The organism is Acinetobacter sp. AB03, from assembly GCF_058107045.1.
In genome coordinates, this window is the sequence record NZ_JBUEBA010000002.1 from 2,298,075 (window position 1) to 2,311,154 (window position 13,080).

The window sequence follows — 13,080 nt, forward strand, 5'->3', positions numbered from 1 at the left end:
CCTCCTCATTTTTTATCGTATAATCTTTGACTTTCAAAGTTTAAAATTTTAGGACAGTTTCCATGCGCGCGAGTCGCTTTTTATTTGCAACGTTAAGAGAAACCCCAAATGACGCAGAAGTGATTTCACATCAACTAATGCTACGTGCTGGGATGATTCGTAAATTGGCTTCAGGTTTATATACTTGGCTGCCGATGGGCGTTCGCGTATTAAATAAAGTTGCAGCGATCGTTCATGAAGAAATGAACAATGCGGGTTCACTAGAAGTCCTGATGCCCGTAACTCAGCCAGCGTCTTTATGGGAAGAATCTGGTCGCTATGTCCAATACGGCCCTGAATTGCTTCGTTTCAAAGACCGCCATGGCAACCCTTTCGTACTTGGTCCTACCCACGAAGAAGTCATTACCGATCTTGCGCGCAATGAACTCAAAAGCTATAAACAATTGCCTGCAAACTTCTATCAAGTACAAACCAAATTCCGTGATGAAATTCGTCCACGTTTCGGTGTAATGCGTTCACGTGAATTTATTATGAAAGATGCTTATTCTTTCCACGCAAACCAAGAATCACTGCAAGAAACCTATGACATCATGTACGGCGCGTACTGCAAAATCTTTAGCCGTTTAGGTTTAGATTTCCGTCCAGTACAAGCCGATACAGGTTCAATTGGTGGTTCAGGCTCACATGAATTCCACGTGTTAGCATCAAGTGGTGAAGATGATATCGCCTTCTCGACTGAATCTGACTATGCGGCAAATATTGAAATGGCTGAGGCCATTTTAGTCGGTGAACGTGCAGCGCCAACCAAAGCTTTAGAAGTGGTCGATACACCAAATCAAAAAACCATTGCAGATGTCTCTAACTTCTTAAAATCTGATCCTGCACACTCTGTAAAAGCCTTGTTAGTGCAAGGTATTGCAGCCGAAGAAGGCCAAGCAACACCGGTAGTGGCATTGTTCTTACGTGGCGATCATGAGCTAAATGAAATTAAAGCCGAGAAGCATCCGCGCATTGCATCACCATTAACTTTTGCAACAGAAGAACAACTTGCTGCACTGGGTTTAACCGCTGGTTTCTGTGGACCACAAGGCTTGGTAGAAAAAGGCTTAACGGTCATTGTCGACCGTGCTGCATCAGTACTGTCTGACTTTGTTGCGGGTGCAAATGAGGTTGATAAACACGTGACTGGTCTAAACTGGGAACGTGATGCACAGTTCACCGAAGTTTATGACTTACGTAATGTGGTTGAGGGTGATCCATCTCCAGACGGTAAAGGTACGCTGCAAATTAAACGTGGTATCGAAGTGGGGCATATTTTCCAACTCGGTCAAAAATACTCAGAAGCTTTGGGCTGTAAAGTCCTAGGTGAAGATGGTAAACCATTTACGGTAACCATGGGTTGTTACGGTATTGGTGTAACACGTGTAGTTGCCTCTGCAATTGAGCAAAACTTTGACGAAAAAGGCATTATTTGGCCTATGGCAATTGCACCGTTTGAAGTTGCCATTGTGCCGATGAATGCACATAAGTCTCCACGCACTTTGGAAGCAGCTGAAGCACTGTACGTTGAACTTACGGCAGCAGGTTATGATGTTTTACTGGATGATCGTAACGAACGTCCAGGCGTGAAATTCTCAGACCTTGAGCTTACAGGTATTCCTCACCGTATTGTGATTGGTGAGAAAGGCTTGGATGCAGGTACTTTTGAATATAAAGGCCGTCGTGATGCTGAATCTGTAAACATTTCTAAAGAAGAGTTATTGGCGAAAATTGCAAAATAATTCATTTTAGATTAAAAAATCCCGCGTATATCGCGGGATTTTTTATTAGATCATATATCTAACAGAACTTTAAACCACCGTAGCAGTTTGATCTAAAGTTTTGCCCTTGTAAGCTTAAATTGGTCAGTGGAAAATCCAAAGTCGTCGTATTCATTGGAACATTCCCAACAACTAAGGCAGAACCACCGACACATCCTGTTAAAAGATTACCGCAATTTCGAGGATTGTCCGTTAGATCTTTATTAATACCCGCAATGGTTTGTTTTAATACTTCATTGGTAATTGCCACTTTGGTCGTTGGGCTTAAGCTACCCAGTTCGACTTCATCTTCCATTGCCAGCCACCAACCTTTATTCGCACCAACCGCAGCACCCGTCCATAGGATATCTTGTGATTGCAAAGATAATGATGCTGGGTTGTTTAAATACAGTGCATGAATTAAGCCTAAACTTTGGTTCACAGTGATATCTGTTTTAAGCCCAGTAATATTGCCGGACACCTGTTTATCTAAGTTTAAAAAACCGAGTACTTTAGCTGTTAATTGTCCACTAAAATCAATTTGCCCAACAGTACCCGTCCCTTTTAAAGTTACATCCTTCATTCGAGTCCCCGACACAACTGTCGAATTAATCGTAAAAGGCGCTGTAGTCGAAGATAAATTTAAATTATAAGTATCAGACGTATATGAAATATCATAACAAGGGTCTAAAAAACCACCTACACAAGTTGTCCCAGAACTACTTCCGAGTAATCGTCCTTGCACAATACCATTCATAGTTAATCCTGTATCCGCAAAGGTCATGCTACGAGCTGCTGTCACTGCAGTACCGGATGCAGTTTTGGTTTTCATATATCCACTAAAGGTATTAATTCCATTGGGTATCGCATTATTATTTGCATCTACATCATTATTGGTACCTAATGTCATCAAGCCTTTAATCTTTTCAGCACTCACACGAAAGCCTAACACCTCACGTGTTGCAGCTGAAGTCGGATTTTTAATCGCAAACTGAATAAATGGATTTGTGATTAATGCCGAAGTTGCTGCACGCTGATCCGATGTATAGTTTGGATCATCAGGTAGTCCACTTAAACCAATATGATCAATATCAATATCACAACTGTTGGCTCGAATGGAATTGTTGTCGCCACCACATCCCAATTGAAGCTTCTTAATATTGGCATTCAGCTCCAATTCTGCACTTAGGGCCAACTTATAAAAACCAATGTTTGATTGATTATATGTTTTCCCTTGTGCATCGGTTGTATTCGTCCCCTGCTGAAACTCTAGATTCATCAAAGATTGACCTTCAACTTCTGACAACTCCTCGTCATTTAAAGCGGTCATCGCATAACTTTGACTCAAGTCTAATGTTGCTGTGATTAGAATTGAAATTAAAGACTTATTCATTTTATTTATTCCTTGTCATTCTTTTTAACGCGGCGTAATCCCTAATGTGCTACGCATAGCCCCACCCGTAATAGCAATATCTGCAACCTTCTGCATGGTACCCGTTGGAGACAATGCAACTTCCGTTCTAAAGGCAGTTCCTTGTCCACCTGCTAATGCCTTATGGTTAAATTGCACTTGATTGTCTATGACAACTGAGTCCTTTTGCATATGAATTTTTCCATTCAAACCTAAGTGACCTTGCATTTTGTTTAAGTTAAAACTTGAGGTTTTTGTTGTTGTTCCATTGCTATCGGTATTACTGAGGCTAATAAAACTGCCTTTTTTACTTTCATTACTCAGGTCTGTACTACTCAACGTATTAAATTCAAAATTAGACTTAAATGAGAGGTAATTGCTTTGTGGTGTCCCACCTACAGCCTCAAGCCCTGGAATAATAAAGAGTTCGCCTTTACCATCTAACATAAAAGCAATCGATGCGAGAACATCATCTTTTTTTGCAAAGTTATTAATCGGCACGACTTCTTTGGCGCAGCTATCCACCCCTGCTGGACAGTTATATAGTGCACCCGGAAGCTGCCCGATTGCGATTTCCGCATTGGCAGCAAACAATAAGCTATCGGCTTTGATATAGATTTCATTTTCATTAAAACCAATCACACCATTGGCTTTAAAATATGAGTCAATATTACGTAAGCCTGTATAGTAGTTAACTTCTTCACCATGCTTACTCATCGCACCATCAATGACGATAATAGACGTTGTTTTAGGGTTGCCTTGACTATCTTCACCGTAACCATCAGTTGATACCGCGATGTCATAGCCCAACCCATCCTTCACTGTTCCAGCGGTATTGGTATATTTCTTGGCAAAAAATGCTGCATTGGCATTTAGGTTATAAATTGGAATACCTAAACCCCATGTTCCTTCGTTAGTATTGTTTACTGCAATCGAATTATCTGAAATAAAACGGGCTTTACGTGCAATAGCTTGAAAATCGAGCCCACGTACAGCAATAAAAGCCATATTTGAAGCATTGCCCGTTGGTGATGGGTTATAAATTAACTCATAGTTTTGTGCACCCAATATCGTCTTAATTTGGTCATTGACCACAAAACCCATTGAGTTAGTGCGAATGTTATTGATATAAATCTGGCCAAAATCAATATAAGCATTTTGACTGTTTATTGCTGAATTGGGGTCAGTAGAAGTACGTACATTGAGCGGTGATAAATTTGAAAACTCGATGGCGTAACTACCTGTACCAGTGTGTCCTAATTCAAACGTTGTTGGTGTGCTAGCACCAAGCAAACTATTCCCTGCACGGGTAAAGTCAGCCGATACATTTAAATGTAAGCCGCCCGCATTCTTAAAACCATAACCTGCAGATGCAACCACCTCATTTTCTTGAACATTACCGTTAACACGATTGACCGTATTAAACTTAGCAACACCAGTTTGGTCAGCATTCAACGCGATCTTGCCATTGGTTAATGCACCCGATGCCCCTATCCGAATTAAGTTCCGGTGAGTCGAGTTTACTGAGCCATAACGTAAATCGACGTTTAACCCGGGATTTGTGGCATTGCCTACACGGCTGTCATGTACATCAGTTTTATCTTCCACTCGACCTAAAACAACAATATTATCGCCAACACTGCCCTTTGAAGTGAGAACCACACCTTCCGTTTCATCGATATAAAGATATCCATCAGCAGATAAATTGAAATTGAAATCTTTTAGGGTTAAATCTTGATTATTCTGTCCATAACTAATACTAGCATTCTGCAATTTAAAATCTAAATGCACCTTTGAGTCGCGGTTAAACAGCCCATTCGTCGTTGTCAAGTACACTTCAAAAGGTGAAATAGTCGAAAGCTTAAAACTTCCTAAATTTTGATCCGTTTCACCCGTTGCACAATTTGGTGAACACATCAGCATGATTTGGGCAGCCGTTGCGGTAAAAGGTGACACACTGGCAGAGAGCTGAATGCCAACCCCTTGCGTACCATTGGCTAATTGTGTTGTTCCCACATCAAAATCGAGTTTGGTTTTAATGTTGTTATAACCAGTCGCCGTTTTAACGTCAATATTATGTAAACCCAGTTTAATCGGTGTTTTTCCGACTTCCGCTGGATCGACCCAATTCAATTGTTTAATGTCAACTTTTGAAGCTTCATGGGTAATTGAAATACCATCTTGACCCGTTACATCACTTAAAATCTGATCATTCAAAGCTTGTAATGCATAACTTTGATTCGCTGCACAGATACACAGTGTCAGAAGGTTTAGTTTTATTATTTTATGCATCTCAATATCCTTTTGAAACTATGTGTCTAACAGCGGCTACCCGCAGTGCCCGAGCAGTTATAGCTAAAGATTTTTAGATTTCCATCCAGATGTAAGTTTCCGTGAACATTTAAGCCCATAAAACCTTGTTCTTGACCTTTATCAAAAGTGGGTACAGTTTTACTCGTACCATAATTGTTATATGTTGAGGTATTGAAATATCCATTTTCACCACTTTCTACTGAAAGGCTGGCAAAACCTAAGTTACGAATTTTAAGGGGTTTATCATCGAAAAATTTTAACAGCATCGCAGTTTGTGGCTTACCTTCTTTATTCAGAATTGTGGTACCTTCCAGCGAAAATTTATCAATTTGCATGGTGCCTTGGAACTGTTTAAACACCAGCCATTTTCTTTGCCCATTTTCCTTATGATTATTTGGGGAAATGGCGATACGACACAGTTCTAATAAAGCGCAATCTTGATTTGCACGCATTTGATAATAGGCTTCAGTGACAATAGCTCGCCCATTTGCATCTACACCATTGGTCCTAGAAATCGTATTTAAACTCATATCATTGGCATATTGGTGGTTGATCGATAGGGTTAAGCTCAAATCTGCACCACCCTGTCCAGTCACACCGACCAGTTCCTTATTATCCAAATCTACCAAACCCGCTTGAGACAACATGGATACCGACATCAACATGGTTACACATAATTTTTTTATCATGTCAGTATCCTATAACCCTGTGGTCTTAATTTTTAAGTGTTGGATCAATACACCATCTATAGCAACTGAACCGAGATTCACAGGAACAGCTGTCCCAGTTCCCCGGAATACCACACCAGTAGATTGTGTTGCCGTATTGGCTTTGAGCGTATTAGTGGTCGGGTCTCGTGTCACGCTACCAATCGAAATACTGCTATGTGTTGCGTTATTCCCTTGGTACTGAATTGCGGTACTCCCTGTCCCAGTTTGAACAAAATTCGAACCACAATAGGCCACATTACAAGTTGATCCTTTATAGTCAGCATTGTTTCCACCTTGTACATCTGGATAGTAGGTATAAATCTGCTTATAAATCTCAGGCACATTCGGAATACGCGTGACTTCAAGAATAATATTGCGTCCTTCCGAACCTACAACAAAAGGCTGATACATATTACCCAAGACCAAGTTAATATTTGGGCTGTATAAATAAAGTCCCTCGCTAGCATCAAAAATTGGAGCCAATGAACGATCTAATGCGGGTGTGACTGCCGTACCGTCGTTGGTCGCAGCTGTGCTCAGTCGAAGGACTTTAGCATTCAATAGCGCTTTATTTGCGTCGTTGTTGGCATAGACCAATCCAGATGGATCATCATTGGTATTGATCCGAAGTAAGGCTGCCATCCCAAAGGTTTTATTTTGCTGGTCTAAGGTAGATGCTTGAGTTTGAAACATACGAACCTGTGAACCATTTAAACTCAATCCGTTGGCAACCGCTTGTAAACGTATTCTTTGATTTAAACTTAAATCAGGATCTGCTGCCGCGTTGGTTGTTGTTGGTGCACCAGTGATAGGGTCCACTTTATTTTGGGAGTTCCAACTTCGTGAAAAAGCATCCCACCATAGACCTAATTTAATATTATTATCTGCGTCACTGGCGAGAACGGTCGCTAAAGGCGCTTCAAGCCCCAGAAAACTTACATCTGAACTTGCATTCGACTGATGAAACTGTTTAATCCCCGTGACTGTACCAGCGCGAAATAACCAAGGGTTAACATCGCTGCCCCATGTAAAGCCCTGATTACTGAAACGACTGTTGGCATTATTATCAGACAGTGAAAGTGCTAAACCATAAATAAAGATGTCCGCTTTGGTTCGTTTCGTGCTCAGATCATCTGCGTCGGTATACTTGGAATAGTTCTCACCCACAGGAATAATACGAATAAAGCCCGTGTCGTATTGTTGTGGATTGGCCACGCCACGGTTGTAGCTAGATGCCGTGGAGAGATCATTGGCCCCTTGAAACACCATCTTGAAGTTTTCAGGAAGTAACGCAATGCCTTCACCCGTAGTATCCGCTAGATATTCATCGGAAAGTGACTCAAGGGCAAATGTAGGCTGCGCAAGCATGAGTCCGACAAGACTAGCTAAACAGGATTTTTTCAATCCTGCGGGATATATACGATTCGTCATCTCGACCATCCTTATTATTCGATGCTCCGCATCTTTATGTACTGCATCCTTTGCTTGGCATTCTACTCTGCGCACTATAATTTTTATTTGCGTCAACCAAAGCACTCTAATTCACAATTGATTATGCTGAAACTCAGCACAAATGCAAAACCAACTGTCCGATAATATTTATTTTCCGATGAATGAATTGACATAAAAAAAGCGGATCAATGATCCGCTTTTTTGAATATCAAAAACTTAGGTCTTTGGTAAAGTCACACCTGTTTGACCTTGGTACTTACCACCACGGTCTTTATAGGATGTTTCACATACTTCGTCAGATTCGAAGAACAACATTTGTGCAACACCCTCACCTGCATAAATACGTGCAGGTAGATTGGTTGTGTTCGAGAACTCTAAAGTGACATGACCTTCCCACTCAGGCTCAAGTGGTGTGACGTTTACGATAATACCGCAACGTGCATAAGTCGATTTACCCAAACACACAGTCAACACATTACGTGGAATACGGAAATATTCAACGGTACGTGCTAAAGCAAATGAGTTCGGCGGAATAATACAAACATCAGCTTCAATATCGATAAAACTTTTATCATCAAAGTTTTTTGGATCTACAATTGCCGAGTGAACATTGGTAAAAACTTTAAACTCACGTGCACAACGAACGTCATAACCATAGCTCGACACGCCATAAGAAATGAGTTTTTGACCATTTTCATCTAAACGAACTTGGTTTTCTGCATACGGTTCGATCATGCCGTGTTTTTCGCTCATTTCGCGAATCCAACGATCGGACTTAATAGCCATTTATTCTTTCCAAAAAAGCTTAATTTCAATAATTGCGTTGTACTTTAACTGAAATCGCTTTCAATGAAAATAAGCGCGTTTAAGTTCGCAAAATTTCTGTCTTTAATTACTAAATTAAAAGCTTAAAATCGCAGAATAGCTCAGCGGAATCGAAAAACTCATCAAAACCAGTGATGCTGTTTTTTGCAGGTTAGATTGGTTCAGCCAACGAATTTTATTGCTCGCTAAAATTGATCCGATAAAAGTCCAAAAGAAAGCAATTGGAACAATCAAAACCAAAAACAGCGACATATGTGACAGATAATAATCTAGTTTTGTCCACGCAATGGTTGGGAAAATGGCTGAAGCAAACAATAATGCTTTAGGGTTCAATAATGTTGCAAAAAACAGTTCACGTGCCCGAATAGTCGGTTGATTAAAACTCACTTCAGCATCGGCTGTACGCCATAATTTGATGGCCAAATAAATGATATAGCTTGCACTGAACAGTTTTAAAATAGTCGGCAATAAAGGCAAGTGTACGGACACTTTTCCAATAAGGAAGCCCCATGCCGTGATTGAAATGAGATAGCCAAAAGCTTCTGCTGGAATGAGACGCAAAGATTTACGAATACCGACTTGAATGCCCGAAGACGCAAGTAGGGTATTGGTTGGTCCTGGAGTTAAAAGAATGGTTATCACTAAACCAATAAAAAACCAAGTGACCATATTCACAGACCCACATATATATAGCTATAAGCGTAATGACTTGCCTTGCTGAAAGCAATCAAATTTAGTGAACCGTGATAACAGTTTTTTTAATTTTCATTCAATACTTAACATAAATAACGTATAAGACCCTTACCCAATCTAGCATTCATAAAAATGATGCCACATGCTTTATTCTTTTTTCAAATCAATGATTTTATAAATCAAATAGACATGCCTAATGAAAAAAAACTATTCAAATGATTTTTAATCAGTTACTTTTTAAAACATGCGTATTTTTATTCATCAATCTGATCACGCTAAGTCAAGGATAAAAGAGCCAAGTGAATGGCTTTGAAGATAATAAAACGAGGAAAAGTATATGAAAAAATGGACTCAACTCACGCTACTTTCAATTGCACTTGCAGGTCTAGGAGCATGCTCAAGTGATAATAAAACCGCAACTTCAGCCGATGCTCAAACCGAAACCAGTGCACAAGCATCCGACAAACTCCAAAGTAAATTTGTCAATATAGCGACAGGTGGTGCATCTGGGCCATACAACGTAATTGGCACCAGTTTGGCTGAAATTTATAATAAAACCTATGGTGTAAATTCAAAAACTCAAACCACAGGCGCATCAGTAGAAAATCTTAACTTACTCAAACAGAAAAAAGTTGAAATGGCTTTTGTCATGAGTGATAGCTTAACCGAAGCACTAAATGGCACAGGTAGTTTTGCCAGTGGGAAAATTGATAATGTCCAACAAGTGGCGGCACTTTACCCCAACTATGTGCAAATTGTGGCATCAAAAAAATCAGGCATTAAAAAGCTTGAAGACTTAAAAGGTAAACGCATTGCCGTCGGTGCGCAAAACTCAGGGGTTGAAGTTAATGCGCGCACCCTCTTAAATGGTTTTGGTATTACTTACAATGACGTGAAGGTCGATTATCTAGGCTATGCAGAAGCCGCGGATGCTTTAAAGGGTGGAAAAATTGATGCTGCATTCTTAACCAGTGGTATCCCCAACTCATCCTTGATGGAACTGCAACAAGGTTTCGATTTACAACTGGTCGGGATCGATCCTGAGAAAGTGAAACAAATCGCCAAAAACCAAACCTATTTCCTATCTCTGAATATTCCGAAAGGCACTTATGGTAATGCAGAAGATATTCCAACTGCGGCCATTATGAATGCTTTAGTGGTCCGTTCCGATCTTTCTGAAGATGATGTCTATAAACTGACTAAAACCTTCTTTGATAGTTTAGGACAGTTGGCCAACTCACATCAGGCAGCGACAGAAATTAATCTGGAAACGGCCCAAAAAGGCGTGGTTGCTCCGCTACACCCTGGGGCTAAGCGTTATTACGACGAACTCGCAGCGAAAAAATGAAGCTGAAAAAAAGTGCAGTGTTTACTGCACTTTTTCTACTCGGTTTATGCGGGCTGTTGTTCTTACCTGTTCGCTATAGCGAAGTGACTGTTGCTCACATGCAGTGCCGAATTTCAACAGCACAATTTAGTTTGCAGTGGAAACATTCAGTCGAAAAAACCCGTTGGATTGAAAACTATCAACGAGAGCAACAGCACTTTATATTGCGCTATACCGACCTGATTTCTTTCGGTGCAGGCACACCGAATGACTATCCCATCATCTTTCAAAAAGACGGTATAGTCAGAATGAAAGTTAATCGGCGAATTGATCAAATCAACTGGATCATTTCCAAGAATATGCAAGGCAGTATCATCATTCACCAGAGCGTCTGGCCTATTTTTCAACAATATCCAGATTACACCTTGGTTCAAATTACAGCACAACAACAGCCCTTGTTGAAAGCATGGCAGATCGGAGAATGCCGATGACTCAAAATGAAGACAAAGTTGCCCCTGAACAATTAGATGAGCAACAACAAGCCATTTTAGAAAAATTTGATCGTGAGTCAGTGACTCGTTCCCCAAGCAACAAGTCTGTGGCATGGTTCATAGCGGCGATTGCTATTTTCTATTCCTTATTTCATTTATTTATTACATTTAATCCACTACCCGAACTGATTCAACGTTCCGCCCATGTCGCTATTGGTTTGGTTTTAATCTTTCTACTTTATCCTGCGCGTCAGTCCAGTTCACGACAAAGCATCCCTTGGTTGGATTGGTTACTTGCCTTAGCCTCTTTAGCAACCTTTTTATACCTTTGGAAAGAATATCAAGCCATTATGACCACACGTGGGGGTATTCCAAACACTTTAGATATTGTTTTTGCCATTTTAGCCGTGGTGCTGGTGGTTGAAGGTGCTCGGCGGGTCATGGGATGGATGCTGCCTATTTTAGGTTTAGTCTTTCTGTCTTACCCGTTTTTTAGCCACTATGACTGGGTCCCAGATCGTTTATTGACGCGTCCATATAGTATTAGTGATATTTTCGGGCAAATGTATTTAAAAACCGAAGGGCTTTATTCTTCCGCAATTGGCGCTTCAGTCACTTTTATTTTCCTGTTTATTTTGTTTGGTGCTTTTCTGGCGAAATCAGGCATGGGCAAATTGTTTAATGATCTTGCGATGGCACTTGCGGGACATAAACAAGGTGGTCCTGCAAAAGTTGCCGTCATTTCCAGTGGATTTATGGGCAGTATTAATGGCACAGCGGTGGCCAATGTCGTAGGGACCGGTTCATTCACCATTCCCCTGATGAAAAAAATTGGCTACCACAAAAATTTTGCAGGTGCTGTTGAAGCCAGTGCCTCTGTAGGTGGACAAATTTTACCCCCGGTGATGGGAGCCAGTGCCTTCATTATGGCTGAAACCACGGGTGTCAGTTATGGCACCATTGCCCTTGCAGCCACCCTTCCAGCTTTACTCTACTATTTAGGTGTGATGGCGCAGGTTCATTTCCGTGCTGGTAAAGACAATTTAAAAGGTGTCCCGAAAGCGGATTTGCCACGGGTTAAAGATGTCCTAAAGGAACGAGGACACTTGCTTATTCCGATCGTAGCTTTGGTGTTTTTCCTCTTTCAATCCATTCCTGTCAGTTATGCCGCGGTCTATACCATTGTCTTAACTGTGGTCGTGGCGAGTTTCCGCAAATCGACCCGTATGGGCTTCAAAGAAATATTAGAAGCGCTCGCCGATGGTGCAAAACAATCCCTTTCGGTCATGGCAGCCTGTGCTGTGGTGGGGATTATTATTGGTGTAGTGAGCCTGACCAGCTTTGGCTCTGTCATGACCTCCTCGATTATGAGCATCGGTGCAGGCAGCCTATTTCTAACGCTATTCTTTACCATGATTGCATCGATGATTTTAGGTATGGGGCTTCCGTCGATTCCAGCCTATATCATTACCGCGACCATGGCTGCACCCGCTTTGGCAAACTTTGATATTCCCACACTGGTGGCGCATATGTTTGTGTTCTACTTTGGTCTGTTTGCCAATATTACGCCACCTGTCGCCTTAGCCGCGTTTGCAGGTGCGGGAATCGCAGGGGGTGATCCAATGCGCACAGGTTTCCAAGCCTTGAAACTTTCTTTGGCAGGTTTCATTGTCCCGTTCCTGTTCGTCTATAACCCTGCCATGCTGATGATTGATACGGCCAATGTCGCAGTCAATGCACGTGAGTTTGCTTTTCCTGCTTGGACGACTATTGTGAGTATTGTCTTTACCTCAGTGGTTGGGATTTTGGCACTGGGTGCTGCAGTTGAAGGTTACTTTAAAGTTAGTTTGAACTGGTTCTGGCGGATTTTCTTAGGTGCAGGTGCGTTATGTATGATTATCCCTGAAACTGTGACTGATATTATTGGGATTGTGATGGTGGTGATCGCCATCAGCATTAATATTATGCAAGCCAAAAAACAAAATCAGTCCTATTCACTGTCCTAAAAAAGCAAAAAAAGCCCAGCTTAATGTGTTGGGCTTTTTTTCATTTATGGCTG

At 41.2% G+C, this 13,080-nt stretch carries 10 protein-coding genes; 4 read left to right on the forward strand and 6 right to left on the reverse strand.

Annotation, left to right across the window (positions count from 1 at the left end):
* Nucleotides 1-62 precede the first annotated feature (62 nt).
* The gene (locus tag ACY3FQ_RS11680) at nucleotides 63-1,781 is read left to right on the forward strand and encodes a proline--tRNA ligase (protein WP_201950667.1); all 1,719 of its coding nucleotides are present in this window, start codon (nucleotides 63-65) and stop codon (nucleotides 1,779-1,781) included.
* Between the two features lie 58 nt (nucleotides 1,782-1,839).
* Here the strand turns inward: ACY3FQ_RS11680 and ACY3FQ_RS11685 are convergent, their stop codons facing one another.
* From ACY3FQ_RS11685 to ACY3FQ_RS11710, 6 genes are all read right to left on the reverse strand, one after another.
* The gene (locus ACY3FQ_RS11685; RefSeq protein ID WP_201950663.1) at nucleotides 1,840-3,192 is read right to left on the reverse strand and encodes a hypothetical protein; all 1,353 of its coding nucleotides are present in this window, start codon (nucleotides 3,190-3,192) and stop codon (nucleotides 1,840-1,842) included.
* A 24-nt stretch (nucleotides 3,193-3,216) separates the two neighbouring features.
* Nucleotides 3,217-5,502: a DUF6160 family protein gene (locus tag ACY3FQ_RS11690; protein ID WP_201950662.1), complete on the reverse strand. Its 2,286-nt coding sequence runs from the start codon at nucleotides 5,500-5,502 to the stop codon at nucleotides 3,217-3,219.
* A gap of 26 nt (nucleotides 5,503-5,528) precedes the next feature.
* Nucleotides 5,529-6,212: a hypothetical protein gene (locus ACY3FQ_RS11695; RefSeq protein ID WP_078425392.1), complete on the reverse strand. Its 684-nt coding sequence runs from the start codon at nucleotides 6,210-6,212 to the stop codon at nucleotides 5,529-5,531.
* 9 nt (nucleotides 6,213-6,221) lie between these two features.
* Nucleotides 6,222-7,664 (reverse strand): hypothetical protein, encoded by a 1,443-nt coding sequence (locus tag ACY3FQ_RS11700; protein WP_201950659.1) that lies wholly within the window; start codon nucleotides 7,662-7,664, stop codon nucleotides 6,222-6,224.
* 237 nt (nucleotides 7,665-7,901) lie between these two features.
* On the reverse strand, nucleotides 7,902-8,471 hold the full coding sequence (dcd, locus tag ACY3FQ_RS11705) for a dCTP deaminase (RefSeq protein WP_004694514.1): 570 nt from the start codon (nucleotides 8,469-8,471) through the stop codon (nucleotides 7,902-7,904).
* A gap of 114 nt (nucleotides 8,472-8,585) precedes the next feature.
* Nucleotides 8,586-9,179: a LysE family translocator gene (locus ACY3FQ_RS11710; RefSeq protein ID WP_201704000.1), complete on the reverse strand. Its 594-nt coding sequence runs from the start codon at nucleotides 9,177-9,179 to the stop codon at nucleotides 8,586-8,588.
* 361 nt (nucleotides 9,180-9,540) lie between these two features.
* Between ACY3FQ_RS11710 and ACY3FQ_RS11715 the strand changes: the two genes are divergently transcribed.
* Genes ACY3FQ_RS11715 through ACY3FQ_RS11725 form a run of 3 tightly spaced genes read left to right on the forward strand, consistent with a single transcriptional unit; the run spans nucleotide 9,541 to nucleotide 13,027 of the window.
* A complete protein-coding gene (locus ACY3FQ_RS11715; RefSeq protein WP_126035757.1) occupies nucleotides 9,541-10,551 on the forward strand; it encodes a TAXI family TRAP transporter solute-binding subunit in 1,011 nt (336 codons plus the stop codon).
* Nucleotides 10,548-11,021, forward strand: a complete 474-nt coding sequence (locus tag ACY3FQ_RS11720; protein ID WP_201950657.1) for a DUF1850 domain-containing protein — start codon at nucleotides 10,548-10,550, stop codon at nucleotides 11,019-11,021. The genes ACY3FQ_RS11715 and ACY3FQ_RS11720 overlap by 4 nt, the downstream gene beginning before the upstream one ends.
* Nucleotides 11,018-13,027: a TRAP transporter permease gene (locus ACY3FQ_RS11725; protein WP_201953877.1), complete on the forward strand. Its 2,010-nt coding sequence runs from the start codon at nucleotides 11,018-11,020 to the stop codon at nucleotides 13,025-13,027. The genes ACY3FQ_RS11720 and ACY3FQ_RS11725 overlap by 4 nt, the downstream gene beginning before the upstream one ends.
* Nucleotides 13,028-13,080: the final 53 nt, after the last annotated feature.

Excerpts from the sequence above, each read along its gene's own strand:
- ACY3FQ_RS11680 (WP_201950667.1), top strand. The coding sequence starts at position 63 with ATGCGCGCGAGTCGCTTTTTATTTGCAACGTTAAGAGAAACCCCAAAT.
- ACY3FQ_RS11685 (WP_201950663.1), bottom strand. The coding sequence starts at position 3,192 with ATGAATAAGTCTTTAATTTCAATTCTAATCACAGCAACATTAGACTTG.
- ACY3FQ_RS11690 (WP_201950662.1), bottom strand. The coding sequence starts at position 5,502 with ATGCATAAAATAATAAAACTAAACCTTCTGACACTGTGTATCTGTGCA.
- ACY3FQ_RS11695 (WP_078425392.1), bottom strand. The coding sequence starts at position 6,212 with ATGATAAAAAAATTATGTGTAACCATGTTGATGTCGGTATCCATGTTG.
- ACY3FQ_RS11700 (WP_201950659.1), bottom strand. The coding sequence starts at position 7,664 with ATGACGAATCGTATATATCCCGCAGGATTGAAAAAATCCTGTTTAGCT.
- dcd (WP_004694514.1), bottom strand. The coding sequence starts at position 8,471 with ATGGCTATTAAGTCCGATCGTTGGATTCGCGAAATGAGCGAAAAACAC.
- ACY3FQ_RS11710 (WP_201704000.1), bottom strand. The coding sequence starts at position 9,179 with ATGGTCACTTGGTTTTTTATTGGTTTAGTGATAACCATTCTTTTAACT.
- ACY3FQ_RS11715 (WP_126035757.1), top strand. The coding sequence starts at position 9,541 with ATGAAAAAATGGACTCAACTCACGCTACTTTCAATTGCACTTGCAGGT.
- ACY3FQ_RS11720 (WP_201950657.1), top strand. The coding sequence starts at position 10,548 with ATGAAGCTGAAAAAAAGTGCAGTGTTTACTGCACTTTTTCTACTCGGT.
- ACY3FQ_RS11725 (WP_201953877.1), top strand. The coding sequence starts at position 11,018 with ATGACTCAAAATGAAGACAAAGTTGCCCCTGAACAATTAGATGAGCAA.